Raw genomic sequence first — 17,988 nt, 5'->3', positions numbered from 1 at the left:
CAACCGGGATGACCACCGGGACGGCAGCCCGGAGAACAACCTGGCCAGCAACGCTGGCCGGCGGCCGCAGCGGCCCTTTCGACGCGCCGCCTGCGCGGATGTTCCCCACGGTGCGCTTGCGGTAAAATTGCCGGCGACACAAGAACAGCGGCGGTCCCGCCCCCGAGCGGCCCGCCATTTTTGACGGACGTCAGCCATGTATCAGTCGGACATCACGCAGTTCATCAACCAGCTCAAGCAGCAGAAGCCGCAGCTCGAGGAGCAGCAGCGCAAGGGCCGCTCGCTCCTGTGGGACAAGCAGCCGGTCGATCTCGACGAACGCGAGCGCCAGCAGGCCTCGCGCGTCAAGCAGACGTCCTACGTCTACTACCAGAACTTCTGATGGCCGAGGCCGACGGGGCCGGCGCGCCCGAGGCGCACCACGGCGCGGCCCCCGCGCCGGCCAGTGCGGACAACGACGCGCTGACCGCCCCCGCAACCGACTCGACGCCCGACACGGTCGATGGCGTCGCGTTTGCGCGCCTGTACGGCGAGCCGCTCTTCAAGCTGCCGCAGGACCTGTACATCCCGCCCGATGCGCTCGAAGTCTTCCTCGAAACCTTCGAAGGCCCGCTGGACCTGCTGCTCTACCTGATCCGCAAGCAGAACTTCAACGTGCTCGACATTCCGATGGCGGAGGTCACGGCCCAGTACCTCGGCTACGTCGAGCAGTTGCGCAAGACCAATCTGGAGCTCGCGTCCGAGTACCTGCTGATGGCCGCGATGCTCATCGAGATCAAGTCGCGCATGCTGCTGCCGGTGAAGAAGGCGGATACGGGCGAGGAAGCCGAGGACCCGCGCGCCGAACTGGTGCGCCGCCTGCTGGAATACGAGCAGATGAAGCTCGCCGCCCAGCGCCTCGACCAGTTGCCGCAGCTCGGGCGCGACTTCATGCGCGCCGAGGTGTACATCGAGCAGAGCATCACGCCGCGCTTTCCCGACGTGGACAGCAACGACCTGCGCGCCGCGTGGGCCGACGTCATCAAGCGCGCGAAGCTCGTGCAGCATCACAAGATCTCGCGCGAGGAGCTTTCCGTGCGCGAACACATGAGCGTGATCCTGCGCAAGCTGCAGAACGCGCGCTTCATGGAGTTCTCGGAACTGTTCGACGTCACGCGCGGCGTGCCGGTCGTGGTCGTGAACTTCATCGCCATGCTCGAACTCTCGCGCGAATCGCTCATCGAGATCACCCAGGCCGAACCGTTCGCGCCCATCTACGTCCGGCTCGCCTATCTGCCGGCCTGAAGCACGCCGGACCGGCGTCTGAATCCGCGCCGCAACCGGCGCTCGAACCGCCCCGCCCGCCGTCATGGCCCCGATTTCGGCGCCCCGCTGCGCGCGGCCTGCGGGAAAGCCCCCCTTCCGCAGCGGCTGCGTTGCGCGTCCAAATCCTCTACAATCGCCCGCGCCTGCCCCTGCCCGGACTCAGCCCGGACGGGACGGGCCTGCGCCGCCCGAACGACGGCACTCCGTAACCGGCCCGCCGCACGCGGCCGCCGGTGGCTGCAACCCCGTCTTGCCCCGCGCGAGGCATAACGCATCCGATCATGAAAGTCATCAGCTCGATTCACGAACTGCGCGACCAGTTGCGCGGCCAGAACCGCACCGCGTTCGTACCGACCATGGGCAACCTGCACGAAGGCCATCTCTCGCTGATGCGGCTTGCGCGCCAGTACGGCGACCCGGTGGTGGCGAGCATCTTCGTCAACCGGCTGCAGTTCGGCCCGAACGAGGACTTCGACAAGTACCCGCGCACGCTCCAGGACGACATCGAGAAGCTGCAGAAGGAGAACGTGTACGTGCTGTTCGCGCCCACCGAGGCCGACATGTACCCGCAGCCGCAGGAGTACCGCGTGCACCCGCCGCACAACCTGGGCGACATTCTCGAAGGCGAGTTCCGCCCCGGCTTCTTCGAAGGCGTGTGCACGGTCGTGATGAAGCTGATGTCGTGCGTGCAGCCGCGTGTGGCCGTATTCGGCAAGAAGGACTACCAGCAGCTCATGATCGTGCGCGCGATGTGCCAGCAGTTCGCGCTGCCGACCGAGATCATCGCTGCCGAAACCGTGCGCGACGCCGACGGCCTCGCGCTCAGCTCGCGCAACCGCTACCTCACGCCCACCGAGCGCGCCGAAGCGCCGCAGCTCGCGGGCGTGCTGCGCGCGATCCGTGAATCGGTGCTGTCGGGCCGCCGCGACTTCCCGCAACTCGAACTCGACGCCATGGCCACGCTGGCCGCGCGCGGCTGGAAGCCCGACTACATCGCCATCCGCAAGCGCGCCGACCTGCTGGCGCCCACGGCGCAGGACGCCGAGGCCCCGCTCGTCGTGCTCGCCGCCGCGAAGCTGGGCGCCACGCGCCTGATCGACAATCTCGAAATCTGACCCGCCGCTTTCCCGGTTTCTCCCGGGTTTCTCCCGGGTTTCCCCCGTTCACCGGGCGCCCGTGCCGGCCGCCCCAGCCTGACTTGCGGGCGCGCCGCACCCCGCCCGCAAGACGCAAGAGGAGATGCACCATGCAACGCCACATGCTGAAGTCGAAGATCCACCGCGCCGCCGTGACGCACTGCGAACTGCACTACGAGGGTTCGTGCGCCATCGACGAAAATCTGCTCGAAGCGGCCAACATCGTCGAAAACGAGCGCATCGACATCTGGAACATCAACAATGGCGAGCGCTTCTCGACCTACGCGATCAAGGGCGAGCGCGGCAGCGGCATGATTTCGCTGAACGGCTCGGCGGCACGGCGCGCGCAGCTGGGCGACCTCGTGATCATCGCGGCCTTCGCGAACGTGGACGAGGCGGAGCTGAAGGCGGGCTGGAAGCCCGATCTCGTGTTCGTGGACGAAAACAACCGCATCAAGGGCAGCCGCGACCACGTGCCGACCCAGAACTGGACCTGAGATCCCGTCCCCGCGCCGCGCGGAGCGTAACCGCGTGGCGCCCTGCCGGCGCGCTATTTTCCAGTTAGTTGCCGCTCACTTCCTGCGGCCTGCCGGCCGCGCAGCGGACCTTCCGCGGCCGGTCACTTGCGGTCGATCCACGCCAGGATCGACTGCCACTGCTCCAGATCCTTCTCCACCCGGCTCTTCGCCACATCCCACAGCGTGAGGCCGTGCGCGGCCAGTTGCACGTAGTTCTGCGTGTCGCGCAAATAGCCCAGCACCGGCAGGTTCAGCCCCTCCACGAAGCGCTGAAGCTGCTCCGCCGAACGCGTGCGCGCGTCCACCCGCATGCCCACCACCCCCACCTCGATCGCGCCCTTGCGCACGGCCTTCTCTTTCGCAAGGCGGTCGAGGAAGTCCTGGGTGGCGAGGATGTCGAACATCGAGGGCTGCAGCGGCACGATCACCTTGTCCGCCAGCGCCAGGATGGTCGCGAGCCGGTTGCCGTGCAGGCCCGCCGGGGTATCGATGACTGCGTGCTCGAGTCCCTTGGGCGGTTTCTGGGGGTTGTCCAGATCGACGTTCCAGCTTTCGATGCCGGACAGCGCCGCGGGCCGCAGGTCGAGCCAGGCGTGGGCCGACTGCTGCCGGTCGAGGTCGGCCAGCGCCACCCACTCGCCCTGCGCGGCAAAGTAGCCGGCCAGATTGGTGGACAGCGTGCTCTTGCCGACGCCGCCCTTGGGATTCGCCACCACGATTACCGTCATGAATACTCCCGTCAGGAAGGCTGGCGCTTCAGGCCAGCCGGATTGCCGATATGTTCCGATGCGTTTTACCGTGTTTTCCGGGCTTTTGCGCGCTCATGCGGACGTTTTCCGGCATGCACCGCACCACGGAACCGGGCAAGGCCCGCCTCGCGGCAGGAATCCTGCCGGCGCGCCCGCCCAACCGTCCGATAATATCGGCAAATCCGGCGGCGCCGAAGTCCCCGGGCGGACGCCCTCTACCATTGATCCCTTTTTCGAGGAAACGTTTCCCATGAGCACGCTGCGCCCCGAAATCACCATCGACGCCCTGCACGAGCGCCAGCAGGGCCGCCTGCCGGAACTGCTCGGCTTTCGCGCGGTGGCGCTCGAACAAGGCACGCTGCGCGCCGAACTGGACGTGCGCAGCAACCTGCTCGCGCCCAACGGCTTCCTGCACGCGGCCACGGTGATCGGTCTCGCCGACACGGCTTGCGGCTATGCCTGCTTTGCCCATCTGCCGGCCGGCGCGAAGAACTTCACAACCATCGAGCTCAAGAGCAACTTTCTCGGCACCGCGCGCGAAGGCACGCTCACGGCGGTCGCGACGGGGGTGCACCTCGGGCGCAGCACGCAGATCTGGGACGCCACGGTAAGCGGCCCCGACGGCAAGACCATCGCGCTCTTTCGCTGCACGCAGATGATCCTTTACTGAATCGGGCGAGACCTTAACCGATGGCGGCGAACACGCGGTCCAGATCGAGGCTCGCGGCAAGCGTGTCGGCGAGTCGCTCCAGCGACGCCTCGCGCAACGCCGGATAGTCCACCGTGCGCGCGGCGGCGAGGCCCGCCCAGCGCAGCAGCGCGGTGCAGGCCTCGGGGGTGTCGAACAGGCCGTGGACGTAGGTGGCGAGAATCTGCCCGTCGGCCGACAGCGCACCATCGGGCCGCGTGCCCCGCGCCGCGCCCCCATCCCCATCGAGGCTCAGCGCTGCCGCGTCGAGCGCCGGTCCGCGCGTCTCGCCCATGTGGATTTCGTAGCCCTTCACCTGCGCGGCCTCGCCCGCCAGCGCCAGCGTGCCCGTCACGTTCTTCAGCGTCTTTTCGCGCGTAAGCTCCGTTTCGTAGTCGAGCCAGCCGAGGCCCGCCACGGCGCCCGGCGCGCCCTCCACGCCATGCGGATCGGCAATCGCGCGGCCCAGCATCTGCATCCCGCCGCAGATGCCGATCACGCGCCCGCCGTAGCGCAGATGCCGCGCAAGCGCCTCCTCCCAGCCGTGCTGGCGCAGCCAGGCGAGATCGTCGCGCACGTTCTTCGAACCCGGCAGGATCACGAGATCGGCGGGCGGCGGCGCGTGGCCGGTGCGCACGTAGCTGAATTCGACCTGCGGGTGCGCGCGCAGCGCGTCGAAATCGGTGTGGTTGCTGATGTGCGGCAGCACCGGCACCACCACGCGCAGCGAAGCGCCCGAAGCGTCGGCGCGAGTGTGGGCGGCGCCGGGCAGCATGTCCTCGGCGTCGAGCATGAGACCGTGGAGATACGGCACGACGCCCAGCACGGGCTTGCCCGTCTGCGCTTCGAGCCATTCGAGCCCCGGCGCGAGGAGCGTGGGATCGCCGCGAAAGCGGTTGATGACGAAGCCCTTCACGCGCGCACGCTCGCTCTCCGAAAGACACGCGAGCGTGCCGATCAGATGCGCGAACACGCCGCCGCGGTCGATATCCGCCACCAGCAGCACCGGGCAGTCCACCGCCTGAGCAAACCCCATGTTCGCGATGTCGTTGGCGCGCAGGTTCACTTCGGCGGGACTGCCCGCGCCTTCCACGAACACGGTGTCGTACTGCGCGCGCAGCCGCGCGTACGACTGCAGCACGGCCTCGCGCGCGAGCGGCTTGTAGTCCTGGTACGCGCGCGCATCGAGGTTCATGCGCGCCTTGCCGTGGATGATGACCTGCGAGCCGAGGTCGCTGTTCGGCTTGAGCAGCACGGGGTTGAGATCCGTGTGCGGCGCGATGCCCGCGGCAAGCGCCTGCAGCGCCTGGGCGCGCCCGATCTCGCCGCCGTCCACCGTCACCGCGCTGTTGAGCGCCATGTTCTGCGGCTTGAACGGCGCCACGCGCGCGCCCGCGCGGCGCGCGAGCCGGCACAGGCCCGCGACGAGCGTGCTCTTGCCCGCGTCGGAGGTGGTGCCCTGGATCATCAGCGTGCCGCGCGGCACGGCGGGAATCGGTGCGGTCATGGCTGCGGTTATCGGGTCAATGGGGGTGAAATCGCGGGAAAGGACTATCGCCTGCGAACAGGCGGGCATTATCCCATCGCGCCGCAGCCGCGCAGGCACATGCCGGTACAATCACGCGATGATTTCGCGCGACCTCACCTTCATTGTCGGCGGCGCGCGCTCGGGCAAGAGCGCGCATGCCGAGCGCCTCGCCCGCGAGAGCGGCCTGCCCGTCACCTATATCGCCACCGCGCGCATCGGGGACGGCGAGTTCGCGCAGCGCGTCGAACACCATCGCGCGCGACGCCCCGCGCACTGGGCGCTCGTGGAGGCGCCGCTCGATCTCGCCGGCGCGCTCGAAGCCGCCGCCGCGCCCGGCCAGTGCGTGCTGATCGACTGCCTCACCCTCTGGCTCGCCAACCTGCTCTGTCCGCCGGACGCCGAAACGCCGCGCAGCGACGGGTCCGAACGCATCGACGCATTCGCCGCTGCCTGCGAGCGCGCGCAAGGCACCGTGCTGGTCGTGAGCAACGAGATCGGCATGGGGGTGGTGCCGCTCGGCGCGGCGACGCGTCTTTTCGTCGATGAACTCGGACGGCTGAACCAGCGCATCGCCGCGCTCGCCGACCGCGCGACGCTCGTCGCCGCCGGCCTGCCGCTCGCGCTCAAGACCCCGTGATGCCGCTTCCCGATCCGCGCCGATGCTGACCCTGCCCGTCACCGCCGCGCTCGCCGTTGCAGGCGTTGCCGTCGATCGCTTTTTCGGCGAGCCGCGCCGCGCCCATCCGCTGGTCGCGTTCGGCAAGCTCGCAAGCCGGATCGAAGCGCGCCTGAACACCGGGCGGCGCGGCCGCCCGCTCGGGCTCGCCGCGTGGCTGGCCGTCGTCGCGCCGCCCGTGCTCTGCGCTGCGCTCCTGGCGGCGCTGCTGCCCTGGCCGCTCGCAGCGGCGCTGCACGTGGCGCTGCTCGGGTTCGCGCTCGGCGCGCGCAGTCTCACGGAACACGTCGCACCGATCGGCGCCGCGCTCGCGCAACGCGACCTCGCCCGCGCCCGCGCGCTCACTTCACGCATCGTTTCGCGCGATACGTCCCAGGCCGACGCCACCTCGCTCGCGCGCGCGGCCGTCGAATCGGCGCTGGAAAACGGCAACGACGCCATCTTCGGCGCGCTGTTCTGGTTCGCGATTGCAGGCGGCCCGGGCGCGCTCGCGTTTCGCCTCGCCAATACGCTCGACGCGATGTGGGGCTACCGCACGCAGCGCTATCTGCGCTTCGGCTGGGCGGCCGCCCGCATCGACGACGTGCTCAACTGGATTCCCGCGCGCCTCACGGCCACGAGCTATGCGCTGCTTGGCGACACGCGCGTCGCGCTGCGCTGCTGGCGCGAGCAGGCGCGCCGCTGGGACAGCCCGAACGCCGGGCCGGTGATGGCCGCGGGCGCGGGCGCGCTGAACGTGCTGCTGGGCGGCGCGGCCGTCTATCACGGCACGATCGAGCAACGGCCGCTGCTCGGCGCGGGCTCGCCGCCGCGCGCGCAGGACGTCGATGCCGCGCTGCGGCTCGTCGAGCGCACGACCCTCCTGTGGCTCGCCGTGTTGATCGCTCTCGCCTTCGTGAGCGCGGCAAGCCATGGCTGAGCGCACGAACCCCAGCGCGCCGCCGCGCCTCGTCGCCCACGGCGGCAACCTGCACGAAGCCGCGCGCCGCTACGGCATCGCCTGGGAGACGTGGATCGATCTCTCCACGGGCATCAATCCCCATGGCTATCCGGTGCCGCCGGTCCCCGCCGCCGCCTGGCGGCGCCTGCCCGAAGACGGCGACGGCTTCGCGGCGCGCGCCGCGCGCTACTACGGCGCACCGGATGCCGCGCACGTGCTGCCCGTGGCGGGCAGCCAGGCCGCCATCCGCGCGCTGCCCGCGCTGCTGCCGCGCGCACGTGTGGCCCTCGCCCCGCTCACCTATGGCGAGTACGCCCCCGCGTTCGCGCGGGCGGGCCACGCGATCGTGACGCTCGACGTCACGGGCGAAACCTTGCCCGACGACGCCACGCACGCAGTGCTCGTGAATCCTAACAATCCGACGGCAACGCATCTCGACGCGCGCACGCTGCTGCGCTGGCACGCGCAACTGGCGGCGCGCGGCGGCACCCTGATCGTCGATGAAGCGTTCGCCGATGCCTTCGCGCCCGCGCATAGCGCCTCGCTGGCACGCGAGGTCGCGCGCGAAGGGCTCGTGGTGCTGCGCTCGCCGGGCAAGTTCTTCGGGCTCGCGGGCGCGCGCTGCGGATTCGCGCTCGCGCAGCCTGCGCTGCTCGATGCCTTGCGCGCCGCGCTGGGCGCGTGGACCGTGAGCGGGCCGGCCCGGCATGCGGTCTCGCATGCCTTCGACGACACGGCCTGGCAAAGCGCCATGCGCACGCAGCTCGCTCACGAAAGCGCACGGCTCGACGCGCTCCTGCGCGAGCACGGCTTCGCGCCGCACACGACGCCGCTCTTCGCGTGGATAGTGGACACCCGCGCGCCCGCGCTCCAGGACGCGCTCGCGCAACGCGCGGTGTGGACGCGCCGCTTCGATGCGCCCGCGAGCCTGCGCTTCGGCCTGCCTGCGACGCAAGCCGAATGGCAGCGTTTCGAAATCGCCCTCGCCGACGCCGTGCGCGCAATCGGCCCGGCTGCGGCCCACGCCTCGTGAAAGTCCGCCGCCTCGCCGCTACGCTTGCGCTTTGCGCGCTGCAAGCGTTGCTCGTTGCGCAAACCGCATGGGCCACGGTCAGCGCCGTCGACGACGCGGGCAACACCGTCACGCTCGCCGCCCCCGCGCAACGTGTAGTGAGCCTCGCGCCCCACGTCACCGAACTCGTCTATGCGGCAGGCGGCGGCGCGAAGCTCGTAGGCGCGGTGAGCTATAGCGACTATCCGCCCGAGGCCAAGGCCATCCCGCGCGTGGGCGACAACCGTTTGCTCGACCTCGAACGCATCATCGCGCTCAAGCCCGATCTGATCGTGGTCTGGCGGCACGGCAATGCCCAGCAGCAACTCGACCGGCTGCGCGAACTGCACATCCCGCTCTTCTTCAGCGAGCCGCGGCATCTGGACGACGTGGCCACATCGCTCACGCGCCTGGGCGTGCTGCTCGGCACGTCGCCCACCGCCGAACGCGCCGCGCGGGATTACCGGCACGACATCGCGCAACTGCGCGAGCGCTACGCCGGGCGCACGCCGGTCAGCGTGTTCTACCAGGTGTGGGACCAGCCGCTGATGACACTCAACGGCGAGCACATGATCAGCGACGTGATCGCGTTATGTGGCGGGCGCAACGTGTTCGCGGCGCTTCAGCCGCTCGTGCCGACCGTCTCCACGGAAGCGGTGCTCGCCGCCAATCCCGATGCGATCGTCACCTCGTCGCAAGGCGCCACGGCGCCGGACAAGCCGCTTCCCGGGCTCGAGCGCTGGCGCGCCTGGCCTTCGCTCACGGCGATGGCGCACGGCAATCTCTTCGCCATCGACGGCGACCTCCTCACGCGGCCCGCGCCGCGCATCGCACAAGGCGCCGCCGATCTGTGCAAGGATCTGGAGCTCGCCCGCGAGCGCAACGCCGCCGCCAAGCATTGATTCGCATTCCGAATCGAATGCGCTAGACGTTCCAGCGCACCAGCACCCACGGTCCGCCCGCTGCTTCGCGGCGCAGCCAGACGAGCGCACCGTACTCCAGCGGCCAGCGCGCGCAACGTGCAAGCGGCAATTCGAGCGAGTGCGCCGTAATCGCGCGCATCACGCCCGCGTGCGTCACGATCCACGCGGTCTCCTTGTCGGCCGTTGCGCACGCGTGGCGAAACCACGCCTCCACGCGCGCCTCGAACTGCGCGACGCTCTCGCCGCCGTGCGGGCGCGCATGGTCGAAATCGGCGGCCCACGCGTCGATCTGCGCGCGCTCGATCGCGTCCCAGCGCTGCAGTTCCCAGGCGCCAAAGTCCATCTCCGCGAGCCGCGCGTCCGTGGCCGGTGTCGCGCCATGTTGCGCGGCCAGCGCGCTCGCCACGCTCGCGCAACGCACGAGCGGACTCGACGCGATGCGCGCCGGCGGCCGCACGCCGAGCGCATCGAGCCGCTGCGCGAGCCGCACGGCTTCATGCGCCGGATCGCCGGCGAGCGCCACGTCGCTCCTGCCGTAGCAGACACCCGGCGCCACGGCCACAGCGGGATGGCGGATCAGAACGAGATCCATGCGAGGCCCACCAGGTAGAGGGCGAGTTCGAACACCTGCTGCGCGAAGCCGAGGCAGTCGCCCGTATAGCCGCCGATGCGCTTCACGAAGTAACGTCCCAGCAGATAGCGCAGCACCGCCAGCACGGCGAGCGACGCCACGCCCGCGCGCCAGTCGGGCCAGGCCGGCCAGAAAAGCCATGGCAGCCCGAAAACGGAGGCGCACAGCAGCGCGCCGGCGCCCATGCGCTGCGCGACCGGCTTCGCCTTGCCTTCGGCGCGCACGTAGTCGAGCGAGACGAGATAGCTGATCGCGCACGCACGGCTCGCAGCATGGCCGGCGATCATGAGCGCCGCGGCGCGCATGGGCGGCAGCGACGCCAGCGTTTGCCACTTGAGCATCAGCGCAACGACGAGCCCGATCGCCCCAAACGCGCCGATGCGCGAATCGTGCATGATGCGCAGCACGTCCTCGCGCGTGTAGCCGCCGCCGAAGGCATCGCAGCAATCGGCGAGGCCGTCTTCGTGAAAGGCGCCGGTCGCGACGAGCGTGGCGCCCATCGAAAGCAGCACCGCCACGCCGGGCGGAAAGACCCGCAGCGCGACGAGATACACCAGTGCCGCAAGCGCCCCCACGAGCGCGCCCACCAGCGGAAAGTAACGCGCCGCCGCATTGAGCCACGCGGGCTCGAAGCCCACCCAGCGCGGCACCGGCACGCGCGTGAAGTAGCCGAGCGCCGTGAAGAAGTAACGCAGTTCGGCGAGCGGATTCATGGGGCGGGTCTCGCGCAAGGCATCGGCATCACTTGCCGCGATCGCTGCGGTTATCCACGCCGGCCGATTCGAAACTCGCCATCTCGTTCAGGAACGCGCAGGCTGCGCGCAGCAGCGGCACCGCGAGCGCCGCGCCCGTGCCCTCGCCCAGCCGCAGGTCGAGCGAGAGCAGTTCGCGCGCGCCGAAATGATCGAGCATGCGCCGATGCCCCGCTTCGTTCGAAGCATGCGCGAACACGCAGTAGCCGCGCACATTGGGTGCGAGCGCATCGGCCACGACCAGCGCCGCGGTCGCGATGAAACCGTCCACGAGGATCGCCATGTGCGAGCGCGCCGCTTCGAGGTACGCGCCCACCATCATCGCGATCTCGAAGCCGCCGAAGGTGGCGAGCACATCGAGCGGCTCATGCACGTTCGCATGGTGCGCGAGGGCCGCGGCCAGCACGTTGCGCTTCTTCGCGAGACCCGCATTGTCGAGACCCGTGCCGCGCCCCACGCATTCGTCGATCGGCACGTTGCACAGGCGGCTCATGAGACAGGCCGCCGACGAGGTATTCGCAATGCCCATCTCGCCGAAGCCGATCACGTTCGTGCCGAGCGCCGCGTGATGGCGCACGCGCGCGGCACCCGCTTCGAGCGCGGCGATGGCCTGCTCGCGGGTCATCGCCGGCTCGTGCGCGAAGTTGCGCGTGCCGCGCGCGATGGGCGCCTGAATGAACGAGGGGAACGGCGGCACGGGCGGCAGGTCCGTCGCAACGCCTGCATCGACGATCTCCAGCACGAGGCCCGCTACGCCGCTGAACGCATTGATCGCCGCGCCGCCCGCGAGGAAGTTGGCCACCATCTGCGCCGTGACCGCCTGGGGATAGGGGCTCACGCCCTCGTTCGCCACGCCATGGTCGCCCGCGAAGACGATCATCGCGGGCCGCGCCACCGTGGGCCGCACCGTGTGCTGGATCAGGCCGAGCTGACGCGCCAGCGATTCGAGGCGGCCGAGGCTGCCGGGCGGCTTGGTCCTGGTGTCGATGAGATGCTGGAGTTCGTCGCGCAGCGAGAGATCGAGCGGTTCGATGTCGAGCAGTCCGGAAAAGGTCGGCGTCATGTTGGATTCAGAAGAGTTCAGGTGGTGCAATGTGCATCAGACATCGTGCTCGCGCGGCACTGCCTGGCCGTGCGCGGGTGCCGGTGCTGCTGCCGGCCCGGGCCCGGACACGGCGCCGAGCGCGGGCACCAGCGCTTCGTGCCGGCCATCGCGGATCAAGACGAGCGGGTGGCCGAACGCGGCGCTGGCCCGCTCGGGCGTGAGCACCTCGCGGACCGGCCCCGCATGGAAGCCGCCGCGCCCGTCGAGCAGGAGCGCATGCGTGGCGTAGCGGCGCGCCAGGTTGAGATCGTGACAGGAAAAAATGATCGCGCGCGCCGGCGTGCTCGCCCAGCGCACCAGCGCTTCGAGACACGCCACCTGATGATGCAGGTCCAGATGCGCGAGCGGCTCGTCGAGCAGCAGGAGCGGCGCCTCCTGGCAGAGCACGGCGGCGAGCGCCACACGCTGCCGCTCGCCGCCCGAAAGCGAAAGCACGTCGCGTGCGGCCAGCGCTTCGAGACCGAGCATCGCCAGCGCCGCGTACGCGGCTTCGCGATCCTCGCCGCGCTCCCAGCCCCAGCCCGCGAGATGGGGATAGCGGTTGAGCAGCACGATGTCGAGCACGCTCGCGCTGAACGCGTCGCGCACGTCTTGCGGCATCAACGCGCGGTGCAAGGCGAGTTGTGCGGCAGGCCACTGGCCAAGCGCGCGCCCTTCGATTTCCACGTGCCCCGCCGCGCCCGCATGCAAGCCCGCCAGCGCGCCGATCAACGTGGTCTTGCCCGCGCCGTTCGCGCCCGCGATGCACCAGATCTCGCCGGCACCGAAACCTTGCGTGAGCGCTTCGACAAGCGTGCGCGAGCCCGCGCGCAAGCTCAGCGCGCGGGCGGCCAGCAAAGGATGGAAACGGGACGCCGGGTTCATCGCGCGCGCCGCTGCAGCAACATCCAGAGGAACACGGGTACGCCCGCAAGCGCCGTCACCACACCGACCGGCAACTGCGCAGGCGCGGCCAGCGTCCGCGCCGCGAGATCGGCCGCCATCACCGCGAGTCCGCCCGCGAGCGCGGCGGCCGGCATCAGCATGCGCTGATCGTTGCCGAACGCGAGCCGCAGCATATGCGGCACGACGAGCCCGACGAAACCGATCGTGCCGCCCGTCGTCACCGCGGCCGCCGCCGCGATCGACGCGGCGAGATAGACGACAAGCCGCAGGCGCCGCACCGGCACGCCGAGCGCCTGCGCGGCAGCGTCGCCGCGCAGCAGCACGTTCAGTTGCGGCGCTGCGGGCACAATCACAACGAGCAGCACCGCGAGCGCCACGAGCGCGGCCCATGGCATGCCCGCGCCATTGAGGTCGCCCGTGAGCCAGAACAGCATGCCGCGCAGCCGCGTATCGGGCGCGAGCGTGAGCAGCAGCGTGATGAGCGCGCCCCACCCCGCCGCCGTCACCGCGCCCGTCAAGAGCAGACGCGGCGAGCTGTCCTGCGGCTCGCCGCGCCATAGCTCGCGGCGCGCGAGACCGAGCACAAGCAGAATCGAAGCGAACGCGCCGGCACAGGCGCTCGCCTGCACGGCCCACCATGCCGCGCCGGCAATCATCGCGACAATCGCGAAGGCAGCGGCACCGCCGGAAACACCCAGCACGTACGGTTCGGCAAGCGGATTGCGCAGCAGCACCTGCAAGAGCGCGCCCGCCAGCGCGAGCAACGCACCGCATGCGAAGCCGCCCAGCGCGCGCGGCAGCCGCAGCGTGCGTACGATTTCCGTGGCCATGTCCGCACCCGCGTGCGAAGGCGAGAGCGCGGCGAGCGCCTGGGATGGCGTCACGGGCACGCTGCCGATGACGAGGGACGCCGCGAACACCACGAGTACCGCGAGCGCCAGCACGCCCCAGATCGCACAGGCGCGGCGGGCGTTCATCGAGGGACTCGACGAACGCCTCTGCACAGCGGAGCGCGTCATGCGGGCGGGCGAGTTCATGGTTCGTGTGATTGCGATGGGGTGCGGGTTGGCGCGGCGCTTTCTCGTATGGCCTCGCGCCCTCTTTCCGCGGGTTGGCCCTTGATTTCAAGGGCCGAGCGCTTCGCCGGGGCCTGCGCAAGACGTACGCAACAAGCACACGGCAAGCGTGCGGCGCCGGAGTGCCGCAAGTGTAGGAGCGGCCCGCGGGAGCGTCAAGAAACGGGCCAGGGCGTGCCCGGGAGTGAGCGCGCGGGACCGGAAAGTGAGGGCAAAATACGTTCCCGCCCAGCCATCTCGCTGCCGTTGTCAGCACGAAGCGGTGCTGTTACGTCTGGAAACGACACAATTATCGGAATAGTCGGTAATACGCGCTAGAATGCCTGTCTTTAGAGGACGCAGCACATGCTCAACGAACTCGAAACACTCTCACAAAACATCGGGCGGCTGATCGAGATCAATCAGCGCCAGCACGAGGCACGCCTCGCGCTCGAGGAGCAACTCGCGCAATTGCGCGCACAGTGCGAAGCGACGCAAGCGGAACTCGAACAGACGCGCGAAGAGCGCAATGCCCTGCAGGCAGAGCGCGATGCGCTCTCCGCGAAGATCGACGACGCCCAGGTGCGTCTGAACGCGATCCTCGAAAAGCTGCCGCGCGCACGCGCGCATGCCGAGCCCGACAACCAGCTCGACCTGCTCGAAGCGCAAGCGCAAAACCCCAGCGACGACGAAAGCAACGCGGCCCGCCACGGAGAAAACGCATGACGACCAAGCAGATCGAAGCGACGATCCTCGGCCAGACCTATCGCCTCGTCTGTTCGCCGGAAACCGAAGGCGCGCTGCTCGAAGCCGTGGCGCGCGTCGATGCCGAGATGTCGAAGATCCGCTCGCACAGCAGCGTGCGCGGCACGGACCGCATCGCTGTCATGGCCGCACTCTCGCTCGCATCGGAGCTGCTGCGCCTGCAGACGAGCGTGCGACATGGGGAAGCATTCCCAGCCGAGGAAATCCGCCGTACAATGCATCAAATGAACGAGCAGCTTGGCGCAGTCATTCAGCAGCACAGCGAGCAACACCGCGTGCAATGAATCGCGACAAGTCGCGCAGTGAAGTCGTGCCGCAGCAAGATCGTGCAGTCAGCAGAAAAATCCGCTATATTGCGCATTCACGTTGCGTGCGGCGTTACAAGCAGTACGCGAGCAATACGTTTTAAAAGGTTTGGTTTAGTCAGCTTCCCTGCCTGGTTCGCCAAGGTCATATATTCCTTGAACCAATGCCATGTGCACGGTTGCGGAAATTTGTAGCACGGGCGTGCGCGTCACTCTGTCTGATGTACCCGAAGTGCTGCTAACTGCGACCAATTCTGAACCCCCGGTTCAGGATGCCGGCCTAGCGGCTATGGCGGGGACCTATTCAAACGGCATCGGACACAAGTCCGATGCCGTTTTCATTTGGGCGTTTTTCATTTGCGGTACGGCTCCTGGTCGTGTCCTGTTGCCGCTACGCTCAGGTCTTCCGCATGACCGCCCCGTGAGTGCGTCCCGCACGCACGTCCCTGTGTTTTCTTTCTTCGTGATCTCCGACTCATGCGCTACTGGCTGATGAAGTCCGAACCCGACGAAGCAAGCATCGACGATCTCGCGCACGCGCCGCATCGCACGCTGCCGTGGACCGGCGTGCGCAACTATCAGGCGCGCAACTTCATGCGCGACACCATGCAGGTCGGCGACGGCGTGCTCTTCTATCATTCGAGCTGCCCCGAACCCGGCATTGCCGGGCTCGCCGAGGTCTCTTCGACGGCCTACCCCGATCCCACGCAGTTCGATGCGAAGAGCCCCTACTACGATGCGAAATCCACGCAGGAGAATCCGCGCTGGATGCTCGTGGATGTCGTGTTCAAAAAGAAATGTCCGCTGATTCCGCTTGCGGCGCTGCGCGAGCACGACGAACTCGCCGACATGCGCGTGCTGGCGAAAGGCAACCGCCTCTCCATCACGCCCGTCACCCTGGCCGAGTGGAACTTCATCACGAAACGTCTGATGTGACGCGATGCCGGGGCATCGTCCCCTCCTCGTCACCTTCCCGCTCAAACGTTAAACATTAAAAAATCCTTACAGCGATGGGAACCCTCGTCTGTGCGCCCCGACTAACAGGGCACACAGACGACGCGCGCCGCACGCGTGCCGCACAATCATGCGCAACGCGCAGCAGGCCCATGCGCGTCTCGTGCGAAACCGTTCTGCAAGGAGAGCCCAACAATGAAGAGAAAGACCATCGTGACACTCGCCACCGCGCTGGCCGTGGCCGCACCGCTTGCCCTGACGCTGGCGCCGGGCGCCGCGTTCGCGCAGAGCGACGCGCGCTACCAGCCGGCCGGCGTGCTGTCACTGTCCGCGCAGGCCAGCGCGGAAGTGCCGCAGGACGTCGTCACGATCACGCTGTTCTACGAGCAGGAAGCCGCCGATCCGGCATCGCTCACCACAACGCTCAACCAGCGCGCCGACTCGGCGTTGCAAAAAGCCAGGGGCGTGGCGGGCGTGACCGCGCGCTCGGGCCAGTTCTCGATCTATCCTTCGACCGACCGCGACGGCCGCATCTCCGCATGGCGCGGCCGCACCGAGGTCGTGCTCGAATCGCACGACTTCACGGCCGCCTCGAAGCTCGCAGGCGACATTTCGTCGATCATGCAGGTGGGCAATGTGCAGTTCTCGCTCTCGCCGGAAGCGCAGCGCGCCGCCGAACAGAAGCTCTCGGGTGAAGCAATCGCCTCGTTCCGCGAGCAGGCCGCCGCCGCCGCGCGCGCATTCGGCTACGGCAGCTACACGATCCGCGAAGTGAACGTGGGTCAGAACGGCGTGCCCCCGCGCCCGATGATGATGATGGCCGCGCGCGCCATGTCCGCCGATGCGAAGGCCAGCGCGCCGATGCCGCTCGAAGGCGGCACTTCGACCGTGACCGTCAACGTATCGGGTTCGGTGCAGATGAAGTGACGTAGTAAGGCACGATGTGCCCTTGAAGAAAAAACCCCGCAAAAAATCTGCGGGGTTTTTTCATGGCTGCGCCAGGTTGCGCCCGCTGTTCAGCGCTTGCCCTCCACCGCCAGCGCACCCTTGCGGCCCGCACGGCGATACGACCAGATCATGAGGCCGATGCCCACGATGATCATCGGCAGCGAGAGCCACTGCCCCATCGAAAGGCCCAGTGCGAGCAGGCCGAGGAAATCGTCGGGCTCGCGCGCGAATTCGACGGTGAAACGCGCGAGGCCATAGCCGATCAGGAACATCGCCGAAATCGCGCCCATGGGGCGCGGCTTGCGCGAGAAGAGGATCAGCACGATGAAGAGCGTGATGCCTTCGAGTGCAATCTCGTAGAGCTCGGACGGATGGCGCGGCAGCATGTGGTACTGCGCGAACACTTCGTTCAGGTGCCACTCGGCGGCCTTCTGCGGATGCGCGGCGAGCCAGGCGGCGTCGTCGTTCGAGGCCCCCGGGAACAGCATGGCCCAAGGCGCATCGGGCGAGGTCACGCGGCCCCACAGCTCGCCGTTGATGAAGTTGCCAAGACGCCCCGCGGCAAGGCCCGTGGGCACCATGGGCGCCACGAAGTCCGTGACCTGCAGCCAGGTGCGGCCGCGCTGCCAGGCGAACAGGATCATCGCGAAGGTCACGCCGAGAAAGCCGCCGTGGAACGACATGCCGCCTTCCCACACCTTGAAGATGTCGAGCGGATGCGCGAAATACCAGCTCGCCTTGTAGAACAGCACGTAGCCGAGGCGGCCGCCCAGGATCGTGCCGAGCACGCCGTAGAACAGCATGTCGTCGATGTCCTTCGCGGTCCAGCCTTGCGCGGCCACGTACGGCAGGCGCAGACGCAGGCGGCCGATCACGATCGCGAGAATGAAGCCGACGAGGTACATGAGGCCGTACCAGCGCACGGCGAGCGGCCCCAGATGAATGGCGATGGGGTCGAAGTTCGGGTGAATGTGCATCGTGAGGTCAGTGCTTTCGGTTCGGCGATGAAAGGATGTCCGGATGGATCGGGGCGGACCGCGCGGTGTGCGTGCGTCGGTCTGACGTTCGCGGATC

21 protein-coding genes and 1 other RNA gene are annotated in these 17,988 nt (G+C 68.6%); 14 read left to right on the top strand and 8 right to left on the bottom strand.

Going from position 1 to position 17,988, the window contains the following annotated elements; all coding sequences use genetic code 11:
- Positions 1-196: 196 nt before the first annotated feature.
- The 4 genes from BFE01S_RS14305 (at position 197) to panD (ending at position 2,938) form a co-directional block, all read left to right on the top strand.
- Entirely contained in the window at positions 197-382 is a 186-nt protein-coding gene (locus BFE01S_RS14305) for a DUF3460 family protein (RefSeq protein ID WP_028226107.1), read from the top strand.
- Positions 382-1,284 carry a segregation and condensation protein A gene (locus BFE01S_RS14300; RefSeq protein WP_028226106.1) on the top strand — a complete coding sequence of 301 codons (903 nt, stop codon included), beginning with the start codon at positions 382-384 and terminating at the stop codon, positions 1,282-1,284. Before BFE01S_RS14305 ends, BFE01S_RS14300 begins: the two co-directional genes overlap by 1 nt.
- 302 nt (positions 1,285-1,586) lie before the next feature.
- A complete protein-coding gene (gene panC / locus BFE01S_RS14295) occupies positions 1,587-2,420 on the top strand; it encodes a pantoate--beta-alanine ligase (RefSeq protein ID WP_028226105.1) in 834 nt (277 codons plus the stop codon).
- 131 nt (positions 2,421-2,551) lie between these two features.
- Positions 2,552-2,938, top strand: a complete 387-nt coding sequence (gene panD / locus BFE01S_RS14290; protein WP_028226104.1) for an aspartate 1-decarboxylase — start codon at positions 2,552-2,554, stop codon at positions 2,936-2,938.
- A 122-nt stretch (positions 2,939-3,060) separates the two neighbouring features.
- Here panD and BFE01S_RS14285 read toward each other — a convergent pair whose 3' ends face one another.
- Positions 3,061-3,687 (bottom strand): ParA family protein, encoded by a 627-nt coding sequence (locus tag BFE01S_RS14285; RefSeq protein ID WP_028226103.1) that lies wholly within the window; start codon positions 3,685-3,687, stop codon positions 3,061-3,063.
- A gap of 271 nt (positions 3,688-3,958) precedes the next feature.
- Here BFE01S_RS14285 and BFE01S_RS14280 point away from each other — a divergent pair, with 271 nt between their 5' ends.
- A complete protein-coding gene (locus BFE01S_RS14280; protein WP_028226102.1) occupies positions 3,959-4,378 on the top strand; it encodes a PaaI family thioesterase in 420 nt (139 codons plus the stop codon).
- A 13-nt stretch (positions 4,379-4,391) separates the two neighbouring features.
- Here BFE01S_RS14280 and BFE01S_RS14275 read toward each other — a convergent pair whose 3' ends face one another.
- Complete coding sequence (locus tag BFE01S_RS14275) at positions 4,392-5,903, bottom strand: cobyric acid synthase (protein ID WP_174464452.1); 1,512 nt, start codon at positions 5,901-5,903, stop codon at positions 4,392-4,394.
- A 118-nt stretch (positions 5,904-6,021) separates the two neighbouring features.
- Between BFE01S_RS14275 and cobU the strand changes: the two genes are divergently transcribed.
- From cobU to BFE01S_RS14255, 4 genes are read left to right on the top strand one after another with little or no spacing between them, the layout of a single operon-like run.
- On the top strand, positions 6,022-6,561 hold the full coding sequence (gene cobU, locus BFE01S_RS14270; protein ID WP_028226100.1) for a bifunctional adenosylcobinamide kinase/adenosylcobinamide-phosphate guanylyltransferase: 540 nt from the start codon (positions 6,022-6,024) through the stop codon (positions 6,559-6,561).
- Positions 6,562-6,583: 22 nt separating this feature from the next.
- Positions 6,584-7,519, top strand: a complete 936-nt coding sequence (cbiB, locus tag BFE01S_RS14265; RefSeq protein WP_028226099.1) for an adenosylcobinamide-phosphate synthase CbiB — start codon at positions 6,584-6,586, stop codon at positions 7,517-7,519.
- Complete coding sequence (cobD, locus tag BFE01S_RS14260; protein WP_028226098.1) at positions 7,512-8,573, top strand: threonine-phosphate decarboxylase CobD; 1,062 nt, start codon at positions 7,512-7,514, stop codon at positions 8,571-8,573. Before cbiB ends, cobD begins: the two co-directional genes overlap by 8 nt.
- The gene (locus tag BFE01S_RS14255; protein WP_028226097.1) at positions 8,570-9,493 is read left to right on the top strand and encodes a cobalamin-binding protein; all 924 of its coding nucleotides are present in this window, start codon (positions 8,570-8,572) and stop codon (positions 9,491-9,493) included. The genes cobD and BFE01S_RS14255 overlap by 4 nt, the downstream gene beginning before the upstream one ends.
- 22 nt (positions 9,494-9,515) lie before the next feature.
- Here the strand turns inward: BFE01S_RS14255 and cobC are convergent, their stop codons facing one another.
- Genes cobC through BFE01S_RS14230 form a run of 5 tightly spaced genes read right to left on the bottom strand, consistent with a single transcriptional unit; the run spans position 9,516 to position 13,864 of the window.
- Positions 9,516-10,106, bottom strand: a complete 591-nt coding sequence (gene cobC, locus BFE01S_RS14250; protein WP_028226096.1) for an alpha-ribazole phosphatase — start codon at positions 10,104-10,106, stop codon at positions 9,516-9,518.
- Positions 10,091-10,858 (bottom strand): adenosylcobinamide-GDP ribazoletransferase, encoded by a 768-nt coding sequence (locus BFE01S_RS14245; protein WP_028226095.1) that lies wholly within the window; start codon positions 10,856-10,858, stop codon positions 10,091-10,093. Before BFE01S_RS14245 ends, cobC begins: the two co-directional genes overlap by 16 nt.
- A 28-nt stretch (positions 10,859-10,886) precedes the next feature.
- A complete protein-coding gene (gene cobT, locus BFE01S_RS14240; protein ID WP_028226094.1) occupies positions 10,887-11,960 on the bottom strand; it encodes a nicotinate-nucleotide--dimethylbenzimidazole phosphoribosyltransferase in 1,074 nt (357 codons plus the stop codon).
- Between the two features lie 36 nt (positions 11,961-11,996).
- A complete protein-coding gene (locus BFE01S_RS38605) occupies positions 11,997-12,866 on the bottom strand; it encodes an ABC transporter ATP-binding protein (RefSeq protein ID WP_084169833.1) in 870 nt (289 codons plus the stop codon).
- Complete coding sequence (locus BFE01S_RS14230) at positions 12,863-13,864, bottom strand: FecCD family ABC transporter permease (RefSeq protein ID WP_245621104.1); 1,002 nt, start codon at positions 13,862-13,864, stop codon at positions 12,863-12,865. The genes BFE01S_RS38605 and BFE01S_RS14230 overlap by 4 nt, the downstream gene beginning before the upstream one ends.
- Positions 13,865-14,308: 444 nt before the next feature.
- On the opposite strand from BFE01S_RS14230, the gene BFE01S_RS14225 reads away from it, so the two are divergent.
- From BFE01S_RS14225 to BFE01S_RS14210, 5 genes are all read left to right on the top strand, one after another.
- Positions 14,309-14,668: a hypothetical protein gene (locus tag BFE01S_RS14225; RefSeq protein ID WP_028226092.1), complete on the top strand. Its 360-nt coding sequence runs from the start codon at positions 14,309-14,311 to the stop codon at positions 14,666-14,668.
- Positions 14,665-14,991, top strand: coding sequence for a cell division protein ZapA (locus BFE01S_RS14220; RefSeq protein WP_028226091.1), 327 nt, complete (start codon positions 14,665-14,667; stop codon positions 14,989-14,991). Before BFE01S_RS14225 ends, BFE01S_RS14220 begins: the two co-directional genes overlap by 4 nt.
- 142 nt (positions 14,992-15,133) lie before the next feature.
- A non-coding RNA gene (gene ssrS, locus BFE01S_RS42230) (6S RNA) lies at positions 15,134-15,315 on the top strand.
- Positions 15,316-15,489: 174 nt separating this feature from the next.
- Positions 15,490-15,948: an EVE domain-containing protein gene (locus BFE01S_RS14215; RefSeq protein WP_028226090.1), complete on the top strand. Its 459-nt coding sequence runs from the start codon at positions 15,490-15,492 to the stop codon at positions 15,946-15,948.
- Positions 15,949-16,161: 213 nt separating this feature from the next.
- Positions 16,162-16,893: an SIMPL domain-containing protein gene (locus BFE01S_RS14210; protein ID WP_028226089.1), complete on the top strand. Its 732-nt coding sequence runs from the start codon at positions 16,162-16,164 to the stop codon at positions 16,891-16,893.
- An 89-nt stretch (positions 16,894-16,982) separates the two neighbouring features.
- Here BFE01S_RS14210 and lgt read toward each other — a convergent pair whose 3' ends face one another.
- On the bottom strand, positions 16,983-17,891 hold the full coding sequence (gene lgt, locus BFE01S_RS14205; RefSeq protein WP_028226088.1) for a prolipoprotein diacylglyceryl transferase: 909 nt from the start codon (positions 17,889-17,891) through the stop codon (positions 16,983-16,985).
- Positions 17,892-17,988: the final 97 nt, after the last annotated feature.

The organism is Paraburkholderia ferrariae NBRC 106233 (genome assembly GCF_000685035.1).
Taxonomy (GTDB): Bacteria; Pseudomonadota; Gammaproteobacteria; order Burkholderiales; family Burkholderiaceae; genus Paraburkholderia; species Paraburkholderia ferrariae.
Note: the sequence above shows the minus strand (reverse complement) of the source record. Positions and strands in the feature narration are given on the sequence as shown.